19 protein-coding genes are annotated in these 17,810 nt (G+C 70.2%); 1 reads left to right on the forward strand and 18 read right to left on the reverse strand.

Features of this window, described 5'->3' with window-relative positions:
- Window positions 1-65 precede the first annotated feature (65 nt).
- The 16 genes from AB0J91_RS09295 to AB0J91_RS09370 form a co-directional block, all read right to left on the reverse strand.
- Window positions 66-1,043, reverse strand: a complete 978-nt coding sequence (locus AB0J91_RS09295) for a MaoC family dehydratase (RefSeq protein WP_363865787.1) — start codon at window positions 1,041-1,043, stop codon at window positions 66-68.
- Window positions 1,040-1,924, reverse strand: coding sequence for a CoA ester lyase (locus AB0J91_RS09300; RefSeq protein ID WP_363865790.1), 885 nt, complete (start codon window positions 1,922-1,924; stop codon window positions 1,040-1,042). Before AB0J91_RS09300 ends, AB0J91_RS09295 begins: the two co-directional genes overlap by 4 nt.
- A gap of 84 nt (window positions 1,925-2,008) precedes the next feature.
- Window positions 2,009-3,205 (reverse strand): acyl-CoA dehydrogenase family protein, encoded by a 1,197-nt coding sequence (locus AB0J91_RS09305; protein WP_363865793.1) that lies wholly within the window; start codon window positions 3,203-3,205, stop codon window positions 2,009-2,011.
- A gap of 54 nt (window positions 3,206-3,259) precedes the next feature.
- Window positions 3,260-4,627 carry an MFS transporter gene (locus AB0J91_RS09310; RefSeq protein WP_363865796.1) on the reverse strand — a complete coding sequence of 456 codons (1,368 nt, stop codon included), beginning with the start codon at window positions 4,625-4,627 and terminating at the stop codon, window positions 3,260-3,262.
- A 61-nt stretch (window positions 4,628-4,688) separates the two neighbouring features.
- Complete coding sequence (locus AB0J91_RS09315; protein ID WP_363865799.1) at window positions 4,689-5,915, reverse strand: CoA transferase; 1,227 nt, start codon at window positions 5,913-5,915, stop codon at window positions 4,689-4,691.
- Window positions 5,915-7,126, reverse strand: a complete 1,212-nt coding sequence (locus AB0J91_RS09320) for an acetyl-CoA C-acetyltransferase (RefSeq protein WP_363865801.1) — start codon at window positions 7,124-7,126, stop codon at window positions 5,915-5,917. Before AB0J91_RS09320 ends, AB0J91_RS09315 begins: the two co-directional genes overlap by 1 nt.
- Window positions 7,119-7,775 carry a 3-oxoacid CoA-transferase subunit B gene (locus AB0J91_RS09325; RefSeq protein ID WP_363865804.1) on the reverse strand — a complete coding sequence of 219 codons (657 nt, stop codon included), beginning with the start codon at window positions 7,773-7,775 and terminating at the stop codon, window positions 7,119-7,121. Before AB0J91_RS09325 ends, AB0J91_RS09320 begins: the two co-directional genes overlap by 8 nt.
- On the reverse strand, window positions 7,775-8,518 hold the full coding sequence (locus AB0J91_RS09330; protein WP_363865807.1) for a CoA transferase subunit A: 744 nt from the start codon (window positions 8,516-8,518) through the stop codon (window positions 7,775-7,777). The genes AB0J91_RS09325 and AB0J91_RS09330 overlap by 1 nt, the downstream gene beginning before the upstream one ends.
- An 8-nt stretch (window positions 8,519-8,526) precedes the next feature.
- On the reverse strand, window positions 8,527-9,297 hold the full coding sequence (gene pcaD, locus AB0J91_RS09335; RefSeq protein WP_363865810.1) for a 3-oxoadipate enol-lactonase: 771 nt from the start codon (window positions 9,295-9,297) through the stop codon (window positions 8,527-8,529).
- The gene (locus AB0J91_RS09340; RefSeq protein ID WP_363865813.1) at window positions 9,294-9,788 is read right to left on the reverse strand and encodes a nuclear transport factor 2 family protein; all 495 of its coding nucleotides are present in this window, start codon (window positions 9,786-9,788) and stop codon (window positions 9,294-9,296) included. Before AB0J91_RS09340 ends, pcaD begins: the two co-directional genes overlap by 4 nt.
- Window positions 9,785-10,588 carry an adenylyltransferase/cytidyltransferase family protein gene (locus tag AB0J91_RS09345; RefSeq protein WP_363865816.1) on the reverse strand — a complete coding sequence of 268 codons (804 nt, stop codon included), beginning with the start codon at window positions 10,586-10,588 and terminating at the stop codon, window positions 9,785-9,787. The genes AB0J91_RS09340 and AB0J91_RS09345 overlap by 4 nt, the downstream gene beginning before the upstream one ends.
- A complete protein-coding gene (gene catC, locus AB0J91_RS09350; RefSeq protein WP_363865819.1) occupies window positions 10,585-10,872 on the reverse strand; it encodes a muconolactone Delta-isomerase in 288 nt (95 codons plus the stop codon). Before catC ends, AB0J91_RS09345 begins: the two co-directional genes overlap by 4 nt.
- Window positions 10,873-10,878: 6 nt before the next feature.
- A complete protein-coding gene (locus tag AB0J91_RS09355) occupies window positions 10,879-12,000 on the reverse strand; it encodes a muconate/chloromuconate family cycloisomerase (protein ID WP_363791489.1) in 1,122 nt (373 codons plus the stop codon).
- A gap of 69 nt (window positions 12,001-12,069) precedes the next feature.
- Window positions 12,070-12,927 carry a catechol 1,2-dioxygenase gene (catA, locus tag AB0J91_RS09360; protein WP_363865822.1) on the reverse strand — a complete coding sequence of 286 codons (858 nt, stop codon included), beginning with the start codon at window positions 12,925-12,927 and terminating at the stop codon, window positions 12,070-12,072.
- Between the two features lie 28 nt (window positions 12,928-12,955).
- Window positions 12,956-14,530, reverse strand: a complete 1,575-nt coding sequence (locus AB0J91_RS09365; RefSeq protein WP_363865825.1) for a 4-hydroxyphenylacetate 3-hydroxylase N-terminal domain-containing protein — start codon at window positions 14,528-14,530, stop codon at window positions 12,956-12,958.
- Between the two features lie 65 nt (window positions 14,531-14,595).
- Complete coding sequence (locus AB0J91_RS09370) at window positions 14,596-15,147, reverse strand: flavin reductase family protein (RefSeq protein WP_363865828.1); 552 nt, start codon at window positions 15,145-15,147, stop codon at window positions 14,596-14,598.
- 153 nt (window positions 15,148-15,300) lie between these two features.
- On the opposite strand from AB0J91_RS09370, the gene AB0J91_RS09375 reads away from it, so the two are divergent.
- Window positions 15,301-16,077 carry an IclR family transcriptional regulator C-terminal domain-containing protein gene (locus AB0J91_RS09375; protein ID WP_363865831.1) on the forward strand — a complete coding sequence of 259 codons (777 nt, stop codon included), beginning with the start codon at window positions 15,301-15,303 and terminating at the stop codon, window positions 16,075-16,077.
- Between the two features lie 154 nt (window positions 16,078-16,231).
- Here AB0J91_RS09375 and AB0J91_RS09380 read toward each other — a convergent pair whose 3' ends face one another.
- A complete protein-coding gene (locus AB0J91_RS09380) occupies window positions 16,232-16,981 on the reverse strand; it encodes an SDR family oxidoreductase (RefSeq protein WP_363865834.1) in 750 nt (249 codons plus the stop codon).
- A complete protein-coding gene (locus tag AB0J91_RS09385) occupies window positions 16,978-17,763 on the reverse strand; it encodes an SDR family NAD(P)-dependent oxidoreductase (protein ID WP_363865837.1) in 786 nt (261 codons plus the stop codon). The genes AB0J91_RS09380 and AB0J91_RS09385 overlap by 4 nt, the downstream gene beginning before the upstream one ends.
- Window positions 17,764-17,810: the final 47 nt, after the last annotated feature.

Genomic DNA, 17,810 nt, shown 5'->3' on the forward strand with positions numbered 1-17,810 from the left:
CTGTCGTCAGCGGTTCGCATGTTCCTGCAACACAGAGCTCCTCGGCCGCGGCGCGACGAGGACCGTCAGGGCATGAGTGCGACGAACCGCCAGTCGAGCACCTCGCGAGGCTCCGGGGCGTCGGCGGTGACGCGCGATCGCAGGTGCGCCAATCGGCCCGCGCGCAACGGTTCCAGCCGCTTGACGGTGATCGTGCTGCGCAGCGTGTCGCCCTCGAACACCGGGCCGAGGTGGTCGCAGCTGTGCCAACCGGTCACGGTGGCGATGCCGGTGAGGGCCCGCGTCGCCTGGGCCAGCGCGAGGCCGATGGTGTGGCCGCCGTAGACCAGCCGACGACCGCCTCCGGCCGCTGCGTCGTGGTGCACCTTGGCGACGTTGAGCGTGAGCCGCGCCAGTTCGGGCGCGCTGGAGACGACGTCGCCGCCACCGACCTCGATCACCTGACCTTCGGTCAGCTCGGCCGAACCGGGGCCACGTCCGCGAAGCGGTTCGAGGTCCCACCCGTCCGCCACGGCCGTCAGCGACTCGTCCGACGCCGCCGCACCGACGGCGTCGAGGTCGTCCGCGTGGCCGGTGCGCGCTTCCGGGTCGCGCAGCGGCAGCATGGCGCAGCGCCAGAAGTCCAGCACGGGTCGACCGTTCTGGTCGGCGGTGGTGATGCGCAGCGCCGCGAGCCCGGTGGGCCAGCGGCCTTCGCGCGCCCGGTTCTGGCGCAGAGCAACGACTTCTGCGCGGCTGCGCAGCGTGTCACCCAGGTGCGGCGCGCGGCGGAACACCAGGCCGCGGTAGAACAGGTTGGCCTTCACGTGGTGCGTTGCCGCGGTGGACTGGCCGATCGCCACGTCCCACACCAGCGCGGGAGAGGCGAGAGCGGGCGCGCCCGTCACCGAGGCCGAAAGCCCGTCGTCCAGCGGCAACGCCAGGCGTTCGCCGGTGATGGAGCGGTGCGCGTGCGCCAGCCCCGAGGTGAGCGTCAGTCCGGGAGCGGAGTCGAAGACCTGTCCGACGCTCAGCTCGTCGAAGTGCGGTCCTTCGGCGATCATGCCGCGCCCGCCTTGGCCAGCGTGCGGCGAGCAGCGACGGCGACGGCCTCGTCGATCATCTGCCCATCCAGTTCCACGGCGCCGCTCGCGTCGCGGTGCGCGGTCGCGAGCGCGTCGAGCACTCGGCGGGCGTTCTGGATCTCCCCGTCGTCCGGGGTGAACGCGTTGATGACCGGTGGGACCTGCCGGGGGTGGATGACCCACTTGCCGTCGAAGCCGAGGCTCGCCGCGCACTCGACCTCTGCGGAGAAGTCCTCGCCGGTTCCGACGCCGAGGTGCGGGCCGTCGACCGCGACGATCCCGGCGGCGCGGGCGGCGGCCAGCACGGCGTGCTGCGAGGGCAGCCAGGCGCCCGGGACCGGGTCGCCGCTGCGGCCCAGCGACGCGGCGAGGTCGGCGTAGCCGAGGACCACCGCGCGCAAGCGGTCCGAACCCGCTGCGATCTCGGTGACGCGGGTCAGCCCGGTCGCGGTCTCGATCAACGCCTGCAGTTCCAGCGGTTCGGGTCTCCCCGCCGCCGCTTCGACACCGGTCAGCAACCGATCGGCGAACGCGAGGTCTCCGACCGTCTCGACCTTGGGCAGAACGAGGGAGAACGGAACATTGCGTACGCGTGCGCAGGCCTCGACATCGGCGTGGCACCACGGTGAACCGGGCGGGTTGACCCGAACCGCGAGCGCGACGCCGGGGTCGTCGGCTGTGGCGAGCCACTCCACCACCCGCTCCCTCGCGGCCGCTTTCCCCTGTGGCGGAACGGAATCCTCCAGGTCCAGCACCACCTCGTCAGCGCCGGCGCGAACGGCCTTGTCGATCTTTCCAGGATCGGTTCCCGGCACGGAGAGGCAGCAGCGCCGCGGCCGGAAACCCGTCGTGTTGTCCATGTCCTCGCTCCTCCAGGTCGTCACCGCTCCCGAAATGGCCGAGCGGCTCGCGAGCAGTGGCCGCCTCGCACCGGAAACGCGTTCTCAGCCATGGGTCTTGTACTCGCGCAGCAGTCCACGGCTGATGATCGTCTTCTGGATCTCGCTGGTCCCCTCACCGATGAGCAGGAACGGCGCCTCCCGCATCAACCGCTCGATCTCGTACTCCTTGGAGTAGCCGTAACCGCCGTGGATGCGGAACGCCTCCTGCGTGACCTCCGCGCAGTACTCGCTGGCGAGCAACTTCGCCATGCCCGCCTCGACGTCGTTGCGCTCGCCCGAGTCCTTCAGCCGCGCGGCGTTGACCATCATCAGGTGGGCGGCCTCGACCTTCGTGGCCATCTCCGCGAGCTTGAACGAGATCGCCTGGTGCTGCGCGATCGGCTTCCCGAAGGTTTGCCGCTGCTGGGCGTAGTCGACGGCGAGCTCGAACGCCCGGATCGCGATTCCGCACGCCCGCGCCGAGACGTTCACCCGACCGACCTCGATGCCGTCCATCATGTGCGAGAAGCCCTTGCCCGGCTCGCCACCCAGGACCTGGTCCGCGCCGATCTCGAACCCGTCGAACACGGCCTCGGTCGTGTCGACTCCCTTGTAGCCCATCTTGTCGATCTTGCCCGGGATGGTCAGTCCCGGCGCCACCTCGCCGAACCCCTCGGGCTTCTCCACCAGGAACGTCGTCAAGTTCTGGTGCGCCTTCGCCGCGCCCTCATCGGTCTTCGCCAGCAGCGCGATCAGGTTCGAGGAGCCACCGTTCGTCAGCCACATCTTCGACCCGTCGATGGTGTAGGAGCCGGCGGAGCGCTTGGCCCTGGTCTTGATCGCCGCCACGTCCGACCCCGTGTCGGGCTCCGACATCGAGAACGAGCCCCGCACCTCGCCGGTGGCCATCCTGGGAAGGTGGTGCTGCTTCTGCTCCGGCGTCCCGTGCCGGGAGATCATGTGCGCCACGATGAAGTGCGTGTTGATCACGCCCGAGACGCTCATCCAACCGCGTGCGATCTCCTCCACGACCAGCGCGTAGGTCAGCAGCGATTCGCCCAGTCCCCCGAACTCCTCGGGAATGGTGATCCCGAAGAGCCCCATCTCCTTCATGCCCTCGACGATCTCCGCCGGGTACTCGTCCGATCTCTCCAACTGCTGCGCGTGCGGGATGATCTCCTTGTCCACGAAGGACCGGACCGTGGACAGGATCTCCGACTGCACGTCCGTGAGTCCGGACGTCTGAGCCAGCTTGGCCATTCTTCCTCCTGGCGAGGTTCGTCAGTTCTGGGTCGTCGCGGCGGTCCGAACGCATCAGGTCGCGGGCGACGCATCCTCGACCGGTTTCGAAGTCGGGGGACGCGAGCCCAATCCACGCCGCGCCGTCTCCGGCGCGAACCAGCCACCGACCAACGTGATGAGGCCGAGGCCGATCACGTACAGCGCTACCGGCCACGGTGCTCCGCCGGTGGCGGTGGAAAGCGCGACGGCGAGGAACGGTGCGAATCCGCCGAAGACCACGGCCGCCGCCTCGCGGCTGATCGCGGCGCCGCTGTAGCGGGCCCCGGTGCTGAACAGCTCGGAGAGCAGCACGCCCTGGACGCCGAAGGCGATGCCGACGCTGCCGCCCTGCGCCATCGCCATAGCGAGCACGGCGAGCACGGGCTGGCCGGTGTCGACGAGCCAGAAGAACGGGAACGCGAACGCGATCGCGAACCCGGCCCCGGTCATCAGCACCGGTCGGCGGCCGAAGCGGTCGGAGGCCAGACCGGCCAGCGGTGCCGTGATCATCACCGTGACACCGGCGATCACCAGCCCCAGCGTGCCGAGGCCCGGCGAGTACCCCTTCTCGTCCAAGTAGGACAGCGCGAACACCTGGTAGAGGTGGCTCAGCGCGAGCGGGGCGGCGACCAGCGCGGCGACGAGGACCATGCTGCGCCACTGCGTGCGCAGCACCGTCCGCAACGGCCCTGGGTTGCCGTCCCCGGCGATCTCGCGTTCGAACTCCGGGGTCTCGTCCAGCCGCGCGCGGATCCACAGCCCCAGCGCGACCAGCACCAGGCTGGCCAGGAACGGGATGCGCCAGCCCCAGGACGCGAACTGCTCGTCCGTGGTCAGCGCGGTGACGAGCAGGACCGCGGCGGAGGACAGGACCATGCCGAGGTACACGCCCGCCGCCGACAGGGAACCGTAGAGGCCACGCCGGTTCGGCGGCGCGTACTCGACGGCGAAGACCGACGCGCCGCTGTACTCCGCACCCGATCCCATGCCCTGCAACAACCTCGTGACGACGAGCAGGATCGGGGCCCCGACGCCGATGGTGGCGTGCGACGGGATGAGGGCCATCGCCGTGGTCGCCAGGCCCATCACCAGCACGGTGGCCACGAGGGCCGGACGACGTCCGTACTTGTCCCCGATGCGGCCGAAGACGACCGCGCCGACGGGTCGTGCGACGAACCCGGCGCCGAACGTCGCCAGCGACAGCAGCACCGCGACGGCCGGGTCCTGCGAGGGGAAGAATACCTCGCCGAACACCAGCGCGGCCGCCGCGCCGAAGAGGAAGTAGTCGTACCACTCCAGCGCGGAACCGAGCAGCGCGACGCCGGCGACGCGGCGGAGCACCGCCCGGTCCGGCACGCCGGACGCGGCGGGAGGGGGTGGCGGTTCCAGTTCGTCTGACATCGAACTACTCCTCGTTCAGCGGGAGCCGAGCGGAACTCCCGGAATGCGGTCCTCAGTGGAGTCACTGCTGCGGGTCGCGGCGTTCGCCGATCACCTGTTGGTCGTGCAGCTCGCCGATCTCGGCGTCGCTGAGCCCGAGGACCTCGGCGAGCACCTGGTCGGTGTCGGCGCCGAGCTCCGGTGCCGAGCCGGGTTCGCCGCGTTCGCCGTTCCAGCGCAGCGGGGACCGCGCGGTGATCCCCGCGGGTCCGCCGGGCAGAGGCAGGTCGGCGAGCAGCGGGTGCTCGCCGCCGCGGTGCGCGGTGACCAGGTCAGCCATGCCCTGGTAGCGACCCCACAGCGCCCTGGCCCGGTTGAGCTCGTCGGCGACGGTCTCGGAATCCCGCTCCAGGAACCAGGGTTTGAGCACGGCGGCGATGGTGTCGCGCAGCCGGTAGCGCTCGGTCTCATCGGTCAGGTCCGTGCCGAAGGCCGTCTCCAGCGCGGTGAACACGGCTTCGGTCCCGGTGACGGTGACCAGCGCCTTCCACTGCCCCGGGGTGAGGGCGACGACCATCACCCGCTTCCCGTCGGAGCAGGCGAAGTCCACGCCGAAGCTGCCGTAGACGTGGTTGCCGTGCCGGGGCCGGTCTCTCCCGTTCTCCGCGGCTTCGGACAGCCACCCGAGGTTCGCCACCCCGGCCAGCGCGACGTCGGAGAGCGCGATCTCGCTGTAGACGCCCTCGCCCGTGCGTCGGCGCTGGTGCACAGCGGCGAGCACGGCGGTCGACACGCTCAGCCCGGTGAGCAGGTCCCAGGCGGGCAGGACGTGGTTGACCGGCGCGGCGCCCTCCTCGCCGCCGGTGATCGCCGGGATGCCGACCTCCGCGTTCACCGTGTAGTCGACGGCGGGCCGGCCGTCGGGATAGCCCTGCACCCTGACGTGGATCAGGTCGGGCCGACGGGCGGTGAGGACGTCGTTGGCCATCCACCGCCTGCCGACGACGTTGTCGACCAGCACACCGCGGTCCTCGCCCGGCGCCGTCGCCAGCGCCAGGACCAGTTCCCGCCCGCGCTCGCTGCGCATGTCAACGGTGATCGACTGCTTGCCCTTGTTCAACGAGGCCCAGTAGTACGAGTCACCGGTGCCGCCGTTGGCCACGGGCCAGCGCGCGTGGTCCGGGCCGCCGCCGATCGGGTCGATCCGGATCACCGAGGCGCCGAGCTGCGCCAACGTCATCCCCGCGGTGGGGCCGGCGACGAAGCTGGCGCACTCGACCACCCGCAGGTCTTCCAGCGGCCCGCCCATCAGATCCGCTCCACGATCGCGGCGAGCCCCTGGCCGCCGCCGATGCACATGGTCTCCAGGCCGTACCGGGCATCGCGCCTGCGCATCTCCCTGGCGAGGGTGGCCAGGATGCGGCCTCCCGTGGCGCCGACCGGGTGGCCGAGGGAGATCCCGGAGCCGCTGACGTTGAGGCGGTCGAAGTCGGTTTCGGTGAACTTCCACTCGCGGGTGCAGGCCAGAACTTGCGCGGCGAACGCCTCGTTGAGCTCGATCAGGTCGATGTCGGCCAACGTCAGGTCCGCGGCCGCGAGCGCCTTCGCCGTCGCGGGAACCGGCCCGATGCCCATCGTCGCGGGCGCCACCCCGCCCAGCCCCCAGGACACGAGCCGCACCAAGGGGCGCAGGCCCAGCTCGGCGGCCTTCTCCGGGCTGGTGACGACGCAGATCGCGGCGCCGTCGTTCTGCCCGGAGGCGTTGCCCGCGGTCACCGTCGCCTCGCCGTCGCTGCGCCCCAGCATCGGCCGCAGCCGTGCCAACTTCTCCGTGCTCGAATCGGGCCGGATGTGCTCGTCGGCGTCGACGACGGTCTCGCCCTTGCGCCCCGGGACCACGACGGGCACGAGCTCGTCGTCGAAGCGGCCCTCGGCCTGCGCGGCGGCGGCCCGCTGGTGGGAGCGCACCGCGAACTCGTCCTGCTCGGCGCGCGGGATCGAGTACTCCCGGCGCAGGTTCTCCGCGGTCTCGATCATGCCGCCCGGCACGGGGTGGTTCTTCCCGCCCGCCGTCACCCGGCCGCGGGCCAGCGAGTCGTGCAGCATCACGCCGGGCCCGCCCTTCACGCCCCAGCGCATCCCGGTGGAGTAGAAGGGCGCGTTGGACATGGATTCCGCGCCACCGGCCAGCACGACCTCGGCTGCTCCTGACTGCACCTGCAGCGCGGCGTAGAGCACGGCTTGCAGGCCGGATCCGCAACGCCGATCGATCTGCATCCCCGTCACGCTGACCGGCAGTCCCGCGTCGAGGGCGGCGACCCGGCCGATCGCAGGGGCGTCCATCGTCGGGTAGCAGTTGCCCAGCAGCACGTCGTCGACGGCGGCGGGGTCCAGTCCGGTCCGTTCGACGACCGCGCGGATCACCGCGGTGGCGAGGGTGTGCGCGGGAACGTCGCGCAGCCCACCGCCGAACGCTCCGACGGGGGTGCGCAGTGGTTCGCAGATGACGGCGTCACGCACGATCGGTCTCCTCTTCCTCGCGCCCGCGCAGCGGGGCTGCGGTCTTGTCGCGGACCTCGTCCGCGCTGACTCCTGGAGCGGTCTCGACCAGTTCGAGCCCGTTCGCCATGACGTCGAGGACGGCGAGATCGGTGACGATGCGGGTGACGCAGCCCAGCCCGGTGATCGGCAGATCGCACTTCTCGACGATCTTCGGCGAACCGTCCTTGGCGAGGTGGTCCATCATCACGACGACCTTCTTCGCGCCGTGCACGAGATCCATCGCCCCGCCCATGCCCCTGATCATCTTGCCGGGGACGGCCCAGTTCGCCAGGTCGCCGTTCGCGGCCACCTGCAGCGCACCGAGCACGGCGACGTCGAGCTTGCCCGCGCGGATCTGGCCGAAGGACGAGGAGGACTCGAAGAAGGCCGCTCCCGAGTTGACGGTGACGGTCTCCTTGCCCGCGTTGATCAGGTCCGCGTCGACCTCGTCCTCGTCCGGGTACGGTCCGACGCCGAGGATTCCGTTCTCCGCGTGCAGGATCACCGTCCGGCCTGCCGGGATGTGCCCGGGTACCAGCGTCGGCATGCCGATGCCGAGGTTGACGTAGGCGCCGTCCGGCAGGTCCTGGGCGACCTTGGCCGCCATCTCGTTCCGCGTGAGTGCCATCAGCGCACCGTCCTGAACTCGATCGGTTTGTCCATATCGGACACGTGCAGGACCCGGTCGACGTGGATGCCGGGCGTGTGCACGGAGTCGGGGTCGATCTCGCCCGGCTCGACGAGGTGCTCGACCTCAGCGAGGGTGACCCGTCCCGCAGCGGCGCAATCGGGGTTGAAGTTGCGCGCGGACCGCCGGTAGACGAGGTTGCCGTGCCGATCGCCCTTCCAGGCGTGCACCAGAGCGAAGTCGGGCACCAGCGCGCGTTCCAGAACGTGGTCGACGCCGTCGAACGCGCGGACCTCCTTGGCGGGCGACATCACCGCGACCGAGCCGTCCGGCGCGTACCGCCACGGCAGGCCGCCCTCGGCCACGAGCGTCCCGACTCCGGCGGGCGTGTAGAAGGCCGGGATGCCCGCTCCGCCCGCGCGCAGCCGTTCGGCGAGGGTGCCCTGCGGAGTCAGCTCGACCTCGAGCTCTCCTGCGAGGTACTGCCGGGCCATCTCCTTGTTGTTGCCGATGTAGGACCCGATCGTCCGCCGGATCCTGCCGGCCGGGAGCAGGGTCCCCAGGCCGAATCCGTCGACGCCCAGGTTGTTCGAGATCGTCTCCAGGTCCGACGCTCCCTGCTCCAGCAGGGCGGCGATCAGAGCGGTGGGCACCCCGCACATCCCGAACCCGCCGACCGCGATCGACGAACCGTCGGCGATGTCGGCGACCGCTTCGGCCGCGGTCTGCACTGTCTTGTCCACGTCTGCTCCTACTCGGTGGCGGCGAGGTGCGCGGCGAGCAACTCGTTGACCCGCTCGGGCTTCTCGGCGTTGAGCAGGTGCGCGGAGTCGTCGACGACCTCGAACCGGCCGTTCGCGGCGGTGTCGGCGATGAGCCGGACCATCTCGGGCGGGGTCGCGGGGTCCTCAGCGCCTGCGATGGCGAGCACGGGCACCGTCACCTCTGCCAGCCGCTCGCGGACGTCGAACGTCGAGATCGCCTCGCAGCAACCGGCGTACCCCTCGGCCGTGGTGGCGCGGAGCATGTCCAGCAGCCGCCGTGCCTCGTCGGTCTCCGCGAAGGACTGGACGAACCAGGTTCCGGGGCGGCTGGCGACCATCGCCTCGGTGCCGTTCTCCCGGACGGTGGCGGCGCGCTTCGGCCAGCTCTCGGGATCGGCGAACCGGGCGGCCGACGCCAGCACCGCCAGGCTCAGCACCCTGTCCAGGTGGTCCAGGGCGAGTTGCTGGCCGATGGCACCCCCGATGGACACCCCGGCGTAGTGGAAGCGGTCGATGCCCAGCCGGTCGAGCAGTGCGATGACGTCCTCGGCCATGCTCGCCATCGTGAGAGGACCGTCGGGTGCCGGGGTTTCACCATGTCCCGGCAGGTCGAAGCGCAGGACCCGGTAGCGGCCGGCGAGCGCGTCCACCTGTGCGTCGAACAGGTGCAGGTCGGTGCCCAGCGATGGTCCGAGGACCAGGACGGGCGCGGAGTCCGGTCCGTCGACCCGGTGGTGCAGCGCGGTTTCGGTGGTCACTCGAAGGGCCTCCCTGGGTAGGTCGCGGCGGCGGACGCGACGGTGAACCGGCCGTGGTCCCAGCCCTCGGTGAGCGGGACGAAGTAGTCGAAGGACACCTGCTTGGTGACGTAGCGCCAGTTGCCGTCGACTCGGCGCAGCGAGTCGGTGTATCGACCGGCGGCGATGTGCGGGACTCCGTCCTGCACGCAGGGCTGCCACAGGAACGACCGGGCCCGCGCGGTGTCCTCGCCGTCGAGGGTGATCTCGAGGTTGGTCACGTGGTGCCAGAACGCGGTGAGCCCGGCGTCGGCGAGGCCCGCGAAGAACGACCGCAGTTCGGCGCGGCCGGTCGCGCGGGACAGGCCGACGAACTCGCCGTCCTCGGTGAACAGCGATACCAGCGCGTCCCAGTCGCCGTCGTCGAGCGCGCGGCAATAGCGCGCGTCCAGATCGCGGATGGCTTCCAGCGCCTCCAGCCGGTCGATCCTGCGCAGCACGTCGGCGTTCACGACCCGCTCTCCGCTCGTTCGAAGAAGGTGACCGCGGCAACGCCGTCTCCGGGCGTGCCGTCTGCCACGCGCAGCGAATCGTCGTCGAGGACGTCGACGACCGCGGGTCGGTCGTTCAGCCTCGCGCGGTAGCGCCCGGGCGGAGGCAGGGCGGTGTTCGCGTCGAGGATGATCCGATCACCCATCCGGAACCCGTCGACCCGGTGCGGGCGGCCCAGCGCGTGGGTCACCCCCGGCAGGTCGCCCGAGCGCAGGCGGTTCCGGGTGTAGGTAGACGAGCACGCGCTGTTCTTCGCCGGCAGCAGCGGCACGCCCTCGACGGAGAACCCGAGGTCCGCCCCGAGCGCGCGCAAGGTGCCGACGTCGCCCGCCGCCTTGGCCCCGAAGGTGAAGTTGGCGCCGACGACGACGGCTTTCGCCCTGAGCCGACCGGCGAGGCAGTGCGCGGCGAAGGCCTCCGGGCTCAGCCGGGCCAGCTCGCGGGTGAAGTGCAGCACGCACACCGCGTCCACCCCCGCAGCCGCGGCGAGCTCGGCGCGATGGGCGATCGTGGACAGCGTCGCGGTGTCCTTGGGCAGGCCCAGCACCCTGGCCGGATGCGGGTCGAAGGTCACCATGACCAGCGGCAGACCTCGCTCGTCCGCGGTGCGGCGGGCACGACCGATCAGGCTGCGGTGACCGCGGTGCAGACCGTCGAACACCCCTATCGTCAGCACGGTCGGGCCGAGGTCGGTCGGTACTTCGCCGAGGCCGTGCCAGAGCGCCGCCCGCTTCGGCAGGGATCGCTGCGCCGCGTTCATGACTGGGCCTTCAGATCCGACGGGTGGATCGCCAGCGGCGTGACGTTGATCTTCATGTACGGGAACAGCGGCAACGACGACAGCAGAGCGTGCAGGGTGTCGCCCGAGTCGACGTCGAAGACGCTGATGTTCGCGTACTCCCCGACGACCCGCCAGAGGTGCGGCCAGACCCCGGAACGCTGCAGTTCCAGGGCGCGCGCCTTCTCCTCGGCGACGAGCGCCGCACGGCGATCCGGATCGAGGTCGTGCGGGATCGCGACCTCCATGTGGACGTGGAAAAGCATCGAGAATCAGCTCCTTCGGAAGGCTCGGACCTTGGCCGGGTCCAGCTCGACGCCCAGCCCTGGGCCGGCGGGCAGGTGCAGCCCGTCGGCGTCGTAGACGAGCGGGTCCACGAGCATCTCCTCGGCCAGCAGCAGCGGACCGAACAGTTCGCTCCCCCACGCGCTCGCCGGATTGGCGCACGCAGCGTGCAGCGAGGCCGCCGTGCCGATCGGGCTCTCGATCGATGTGGCCGCGTAGCAGGGGATCCCGGCCGCGGCGGCGATCTCACCGATGGCCAAGCTGGCGCGCAATCCGCCGGATTTGGTGGTCTTGACGGCGAAGATCCCGGCCGCCCGGGAATGGGCCAGCCGCAGCGCGTCGGCGGGGGTGCGCAGGCTCTCGTCGGCCATCACCGGGATCGGCAGCGCGGCGGCGATCGCGGCCATCGCGTCGACGTCGTGCCCCGGGACCGGCTGCTCGACCATCTCCACGCCGGCCTCGACCAGCGCGGGGAGGTGGGTCAGCGACGTCAGCCGGTCCCAGCGGGCGTTGATGTCGACCCGCACGCCCGCGACGCTGGCGAGCTTCTCCGCGACGGCGACGACCCGGGCGACGTCGTCCGCCGGATCCAGCGCGCCCATCTTCAGCTTGAACGACGTGTGCAGCCCGGAGTCCAGCTTCTCCAGCGCTTCATCGGCGACGACGTCCGCCGTCTCGGTGCCCAGCGCCCAGGTCACCGCGACGCTGTCGCGGACGGCCCCGCCGAGCAGGGTGTGCACCGGAACGCCGAGGTGCCGCGCCCAGGCGTCGTGCAGGGCGACCTCGACGGCGTTCTTGGCGAACAGGTTCGCCGCGACGACGTCCGCGCAGTCGCGCAGGATCGCGGGCACGTCGCCGACGCGACGGCCGAGCAGCACCGGCGCGAGGTACTTCTCGACGATGACCTGCATGGTCTCCACGGACTCGCCGCCCCACCACGGGCCCCCGGGGACGACCCCTTCACCGACTCCCGTGACACCACCGGCGGTCCGGACGAAGACGTAGAGCACGGGCTGGGTGCTCATGCCCGCCCTGGCGAAGCGGTGCGCCCGGCGCATGGGGACGTCGACGATCACCGTCTCAACGCTGTCGATCCGCAGGTCGGTCATCGGGGCCTCTCCTTCCAACGAGGGGGAACGCCGAGCCGGGTGACATCGCACCCCGGCTCGGCGCCGGTCTCAAGCGGGCTCGAGCGTGAAGTCGTAGGTCACCGCGTGTCTCCCGTCCCCGCAGTCCACGGGGTCGAGGATCAACTCCGGCTTGGTCGCGGACGCGACATCGCTGTCGAGCCACTCCCCACCGCGGAAGTAGAGCTGCGTGGTGATCGTCCGGTACCCCGGCGCGCGAACCATCAGGTGCAGGTGCGCCGGACGCCACGGGTGCCAGCCCGCGGCCTCGATCAACGCACCGGTCGGCCCGTCGGTCGGGATCTGGTACGCGGAGGGTTCGATCGTGTGGACGTCGAACTTGCCCTGGTGGTCGGCGATGACGACACCGCGCAGGTTCCCGTCGGGCAGGTGGGGGGCGAATCCGGAGTAGTAGCCCTCGTCGTCCGCGTGCCAGATGTCGAGCTCCGCGCCGGGCACCGGGTTGCCGTCGGTGCCCCGGACCTGCCCGGCGAACAGCAGCTCGGTGCCCTTCTCGTCGGGCCGGCGGGGCAACGTCGCCGGGGTGTCGAGCCGAACCTGACCGGGCAGGTAGTACGGGCCGAGGATCGACCCCTTGGTGCCCTCCTGCTCCTCAGCGGCGACGTCCTCGACGACGTGCTCGACGAAAACGTCGAGGATCAGCGGCCATTCGCCGCCCTCCCCCACGTCGATCAGGTACTGCTTGGCGGCCTGGAACTCGTCGTAGGTGACCTTCTTCAACCGGATCGTGGCGTGGATCCCGGCCAGCAGTTCGGTCACGACCTCCGAGACCCTCTCCTGGGAGACGGCGGGAACGGTCGTCGACGCGGTGGACCGACTGGCGCGGAACGCCTTGGTGGCCGAGTCGCCTGAGCCGGCGGCGGTCGGTGAGTCGTGCGTAGCTGTCATGATGCGCTCCTCGCAGACGGCCGGCGCGTCAGCGCTTGCCGATGACGGACACGTCGTCGGGGTTGATCAGGTCGGGCACCTGCCAGCCGTCGAGGTCGTACTCGGACATGCACTGCTGCGCGAAGTCCTTGAGGTAGTCGCTGGTGCCCGACATCTCGGCGTCGGCGACCATCTCGGCTCGCACGCCCTCGTGGTTGCCCGCGTAGTTGCGCTCGTAGAGCTCGTGGCGGGAACCGAACTCGGAACCGATGGAGTCCCAGATCAGCTTCATCAGCTTGACGCGGTCCACGGCCGAGTAGTCGTTCGAGCCGCGCACGTACTTGTCCAGGTACGGCCGCACGCTCGGGTCCATGAAGTCGGTGGCGTGGCTGGGCAGGTAGATCAGCGAGGAACCGAGGTCCTGCATGATGATTTCGCGCACCCGCGGGTATCCGACGGTCATGAACCAGCGGTAGGCCATGCCGTACTCGTGCTTGGGCAGGACGGTTCCGCCGAGCCAGTCCTCGGGGTTGGCCGCCATGGCGTCCGAGAGGCCCCAGAACAGGTTGCGCCACGCGAGGACCTCGCCGACGCGCGTCTGCACGCCGCGGAAGTCCTTGGTACCGGTGGCTTCGAGGCCCTTCATCAGCAGGCCGGCCAGGAAGTCCAGCTTCACCGCGAGGCGCGTCACGCCCTGGAAGGTGAAGCGGTGCAGGAACCCCGATGCGGGAACGAAGCTCGACGCCTTCTCCGGGTCGCCGTAGACGAAGACGTTCTCCCAGGGGATCAGCGTCTTGTCGAGGACGAAGATGGTGTCGTTCTCGTCCAGGCGGCTGGAGAGCGGGTAGTCGAACGGGCTGCCCGTGATACCGGCCTGCGCCGAGTAGGACGGCCGGCAGATCAGCTTCATGCCCGGGGCGCCCATCGGCACGGTGCAGACCAGCGAGTACTCGCGCTTCTTGATCGGCAGGCCGTAGTGGGCCAGGAAGTTGAAGTGGGTGATCGCCGAGCCGGTGGCCACGACCTTCGCCCCGGAGACCACGAGGCCGTTGTCGTTCTCCTCCTCGACGTGCATGAACACGTCCGCCACCTCGTCCGGGCCGCGGTGGCGATCGACCGGCGGGTTCACGATGGCGTGGTTCCAGTAGAGGACCTTCTCCTGGGACTCGGTGTACCAGCGCCGGGCGTTGTCCGCGTAGGGGTCCCAGAAGTCCGGGTTGGCGCCGAGCGTGCCGAGGAAGCTGGCCTTGTAGTCGGGCGAACGACCCATGAAGCCGTAGGTCATCCGGGCCCACTCCGCGATGGCCGCCTGGTCCTTCTTCATGTCCTCGGCCGAGTGCGGGGCGCGGAAGAACGGGTGGGTGAAGCCGCCGTTTCCGGTGTCGGTGGGCACGGTCAGCACGTCCTGCTTGGCCGGGTCGTGCAAGCCGTCGTAGAGCCGAGCGGTCATCCGCACCGCGTTCCGGAAAGCCGGGTGCGTGGTGACGTCCTTGACCTTCTCGCCGTAGAGGTGGACCTCGCGACCGTCCCGGAGACTCTCGATGTACTCGTCGCCGGTCATGGGCTTGTTGACGCGACCGTTGGTCGCTGCCGACATGTTCGCGGCATCCTGCTGCAGCGTCATTGCTGCCTCCTCGCCTGTCGTGAACTGGACCTGAAAAGGGGCTTCGGGTGGATGGGTGGATCGGCTCAGCCGGCGCCGGTGATCGATCCGGCGACGAAGGTGACTCCGCCCGGCCCGTCGACGGAGTCGTCCCAGAGCAGAGGTGCGTGGCCGTCTCCGAGGTGGTGGAACTTGCCGGTGTGGAACAACAGGGGTCGTCCGTCGTGGATGAGGAACTCCTGCACTTCGCCCAGGTACAGGACGTGGTCGCCGCCGCCGTAGGACCGCCAGGGCACGCAAGCGACGTGCGCGAGGGTGCCGTCGAGCCGCGGGGTCCCGCAGGCGCTGTCCGGCGCCCACCGCACCTCTTGACACGGCTTGCCCGCGAAGTGCAGGGCGAGGTCCTTCTGGTTCGACTCGAGCACGTTGACGGTGAACGGCCGCGAATCGATCAGCCCGCACAGGCGGGAACGCCGATCCAGGGACACCAGCACGAGCGGCGGATCCAACGACACGGCGGTGAAGGCGTTCACGGTCGCCCCGTGTGGTGTTCCGTCCTCGCCGTTGCAGGTGATGACGGTGACCCCGGTCGTGAAGTGCCCGAGGCACCGGCGCAGTTCGCTCGGATCGATCGCCATTGACCTCTCCTCGACTATGCACGCTGTGCGTGCAACTTGTACGTAAAGCGTGCAGTGAGACTGGCACAGCGTGACCAGGTCGTCAACAGTGCGATGCGGCCCCTCCCCTCGGGCGAACCACGTGCGGGAGCGGTGCTGTGGGACGATGCGCAGGTGAACGACGTGCAGAACGGAGCCCAGGACCGCATCCAGAGCATCGAGCGCGGATTCGCGGTTCTGCTGGCGTTCGACGCCGAGCGGCGGAACCCGAGCCTGATCGAGATCGCGAAGGCGACCCAGCTGTCCCGGCCCGCCGTACGTCGAATCCTGTTGACGCTGCAGCACCTCGGCTACGTCCGGCCGACCGGCGGGAGTCATTGGGAGCTCACACCGCGAGTGCTGACCATCGGCCAGCACTTCACCGCATCGAGCGCGGTCGTAGCGGTTTCCGAGCCGTACATGGGCCGCTTGGTGGAGGAAACCCAGGAATCCGCCTCACTGTCCGCGATGGACGGCAGCGACGTCGTGTACCTCGCCCGCGTGCCCGCCAAGCGCGTGCTCAACATCAACGCCACAGCAGGCACCCGCGTATCGGCCCACGCGACGTCGATGGGGCGCGTGCTGCTGGCCGCGCAGCCGACCGAGTTCGTCGAGCAGTACCTGGCCGATCATGGACTTCGACCGCTCACCCGGCACACCATCACCAACCCGGACCAGTTCCGCAACACGCTGGCACGGGTGCGCGAACAAGGCTGGTCACTGGTCTCCGAGGAACGCGAGATCGGCCTGATCGCCGCCTCCGCTCCGATCCGCAACCACACGGGTCAGGTGATCGCCGCGCTGTCGTCGTCCACGTCCACGGGACGCATGAGCCCCGACCGCGTCGAACGCGACCTCATCCCGGTCCTCGTCCGCATAGCGGACGAGATCAGCGAGGAACTCGGCGCCTGACAACAACACCTGCCCGCCGACGTCGGGACATCAGGCCGAGAGCGAGCTGCTCCCCAGCCCGGTGAGGGGCTCGGCGTGGTCAGCATCGTCACGACCGAAGCCCTGGCGGGCTCGTGACGAGACGAGAGCCTCGGGCGTGCCGTGGTGAGCCTGATCAGACGGCTGTGTAGCCGCCGTCGACGGGGACGGCGGCGCCGGTCATGAACGACGCGCCTGGGGAGCACAGGAACGCGATGACCTGCGCGATTTCCTCCGGTGAACCTGCGCGGTGCACGGGCGGCGTCGTCCGCCGCTGGGGGCCTGCTGCCGCCACGGAAGCGCCGTAGACGCCCTCGCTGTTGGCCGCCAGGTTCGTCGAGACGTGGCCGGGGCACACGCAATTGGCCCGGACGCCGCGATCGGCGTACTCCGCCGCGATCCCACGCGTCAGCTGCACGACGCCGCCCTTCGTGGCGTCGTAGGCGGCGCTGCGTCCCGCGGCGACGAGCGATCCGACCGAGCCGACGGTGACCAGGGAACCACCACCGGCCGCGAGCAGTTGCCGCACGCCATGTTTGGCCGTGAAGAACACTCCGGTGAGGTTGACGCCGACGAGGGCGTGCCAGGACTCCGACGACATCTCATGAGCGGGGCCGCCGATCACGATGCCTGCCGCGGCGACGACGGAATCGAGCCCGCCGAAGCGCTTTTCGCCGACCGTCATCGCGTGGGCGACGCTGTCCTCGTCGCTCACGTCGCACTCCACGGCGACGCATGCCTCGCCGAGCGACTCGGCGACCTCCGATGCGGCATCGCCCCGCACGTCGCAGACCACGACGGACGCGCCGTCCCGGGCGAAGCACTCCGCCGTCGCGCGTCCGATACCGCTACCCGCACCGGTGACCAGTACCCGCTGGGTGGTCATGCGCCGCTCTCCTTCATCTCGATGCCGTACGAGGTCGCCGTCAGGCCCCCGTCGACGGGGAGGTCCACGCCGGTGACGAACGCGCTCAGGTCCGAACCCAGCCACGCCGCCGCCTCACCGATGTCCGAGGGACGACCGAGCCGCCCCAACGGCAGCTTCGCCGCGTACGCGCCCCAATCCGCCTGCCCGAACTGCGGGTTGCCGACGCTCATGTCGCTCTCGATCGGTCCGGGGCAGAGGGCGTTGACCCGGATTCCCAGCGGCCCGAGCTCCACCGCAGCCGACTTGGTGAGCCCGCGGACGCCGAACTTCGTCGCCGAGTACGTCGTGGCGGCGGCGCCACCGATCAAGCCGCGCACCGAAGCGACGTTGATCACCGACCCGCTCCGGGCACCACTGTCCCGGTGGAGCTCGGCGAACGTCTGCAAGCCGAGGAACGTGCCCGTGACGTTGACCCGGAAACTGCGTTCGAGATCGGCGTGGTTGGACTCGGCGAGGGTCTTCCCGACGATGAGGCCGGCGTTGTTGACGAGGACGTCGAGGCGTCCGAGATCGCGGCGCACGACGTCGGCCACTTCCGCCCAGGCGGCGGGATCAGTCACGTCGAGCGGGTGACGAGCCGCGGACTCCCCCAGCGCGCCCGCGGTCTGCTCCAATTCCTCGGTCAGCACGTCGGTGAGCAGGACCCGCGCGCCGTGCCGCACGCACGCATCTGCGATGGCGGCACCGAGTCCACGGGCCGCTCCGGTCACCAGCACGGATTTCCCCGCGAGCAGCTGCATCTTGCACCTCGTCCACTGATAGGAGCGTGAACCGACTTCGAGAACGA

Source organism: Saccharopolyspora sp. NPDC049357 (assembly GCF_040677225.1).
In the GTDB taxonomy this organism is placed as follows: Bacteria; Actinomycetota; Actinomycetes; order Mycobacteriales; family Pseudonocardiaceae; genus Saccharopolyspora.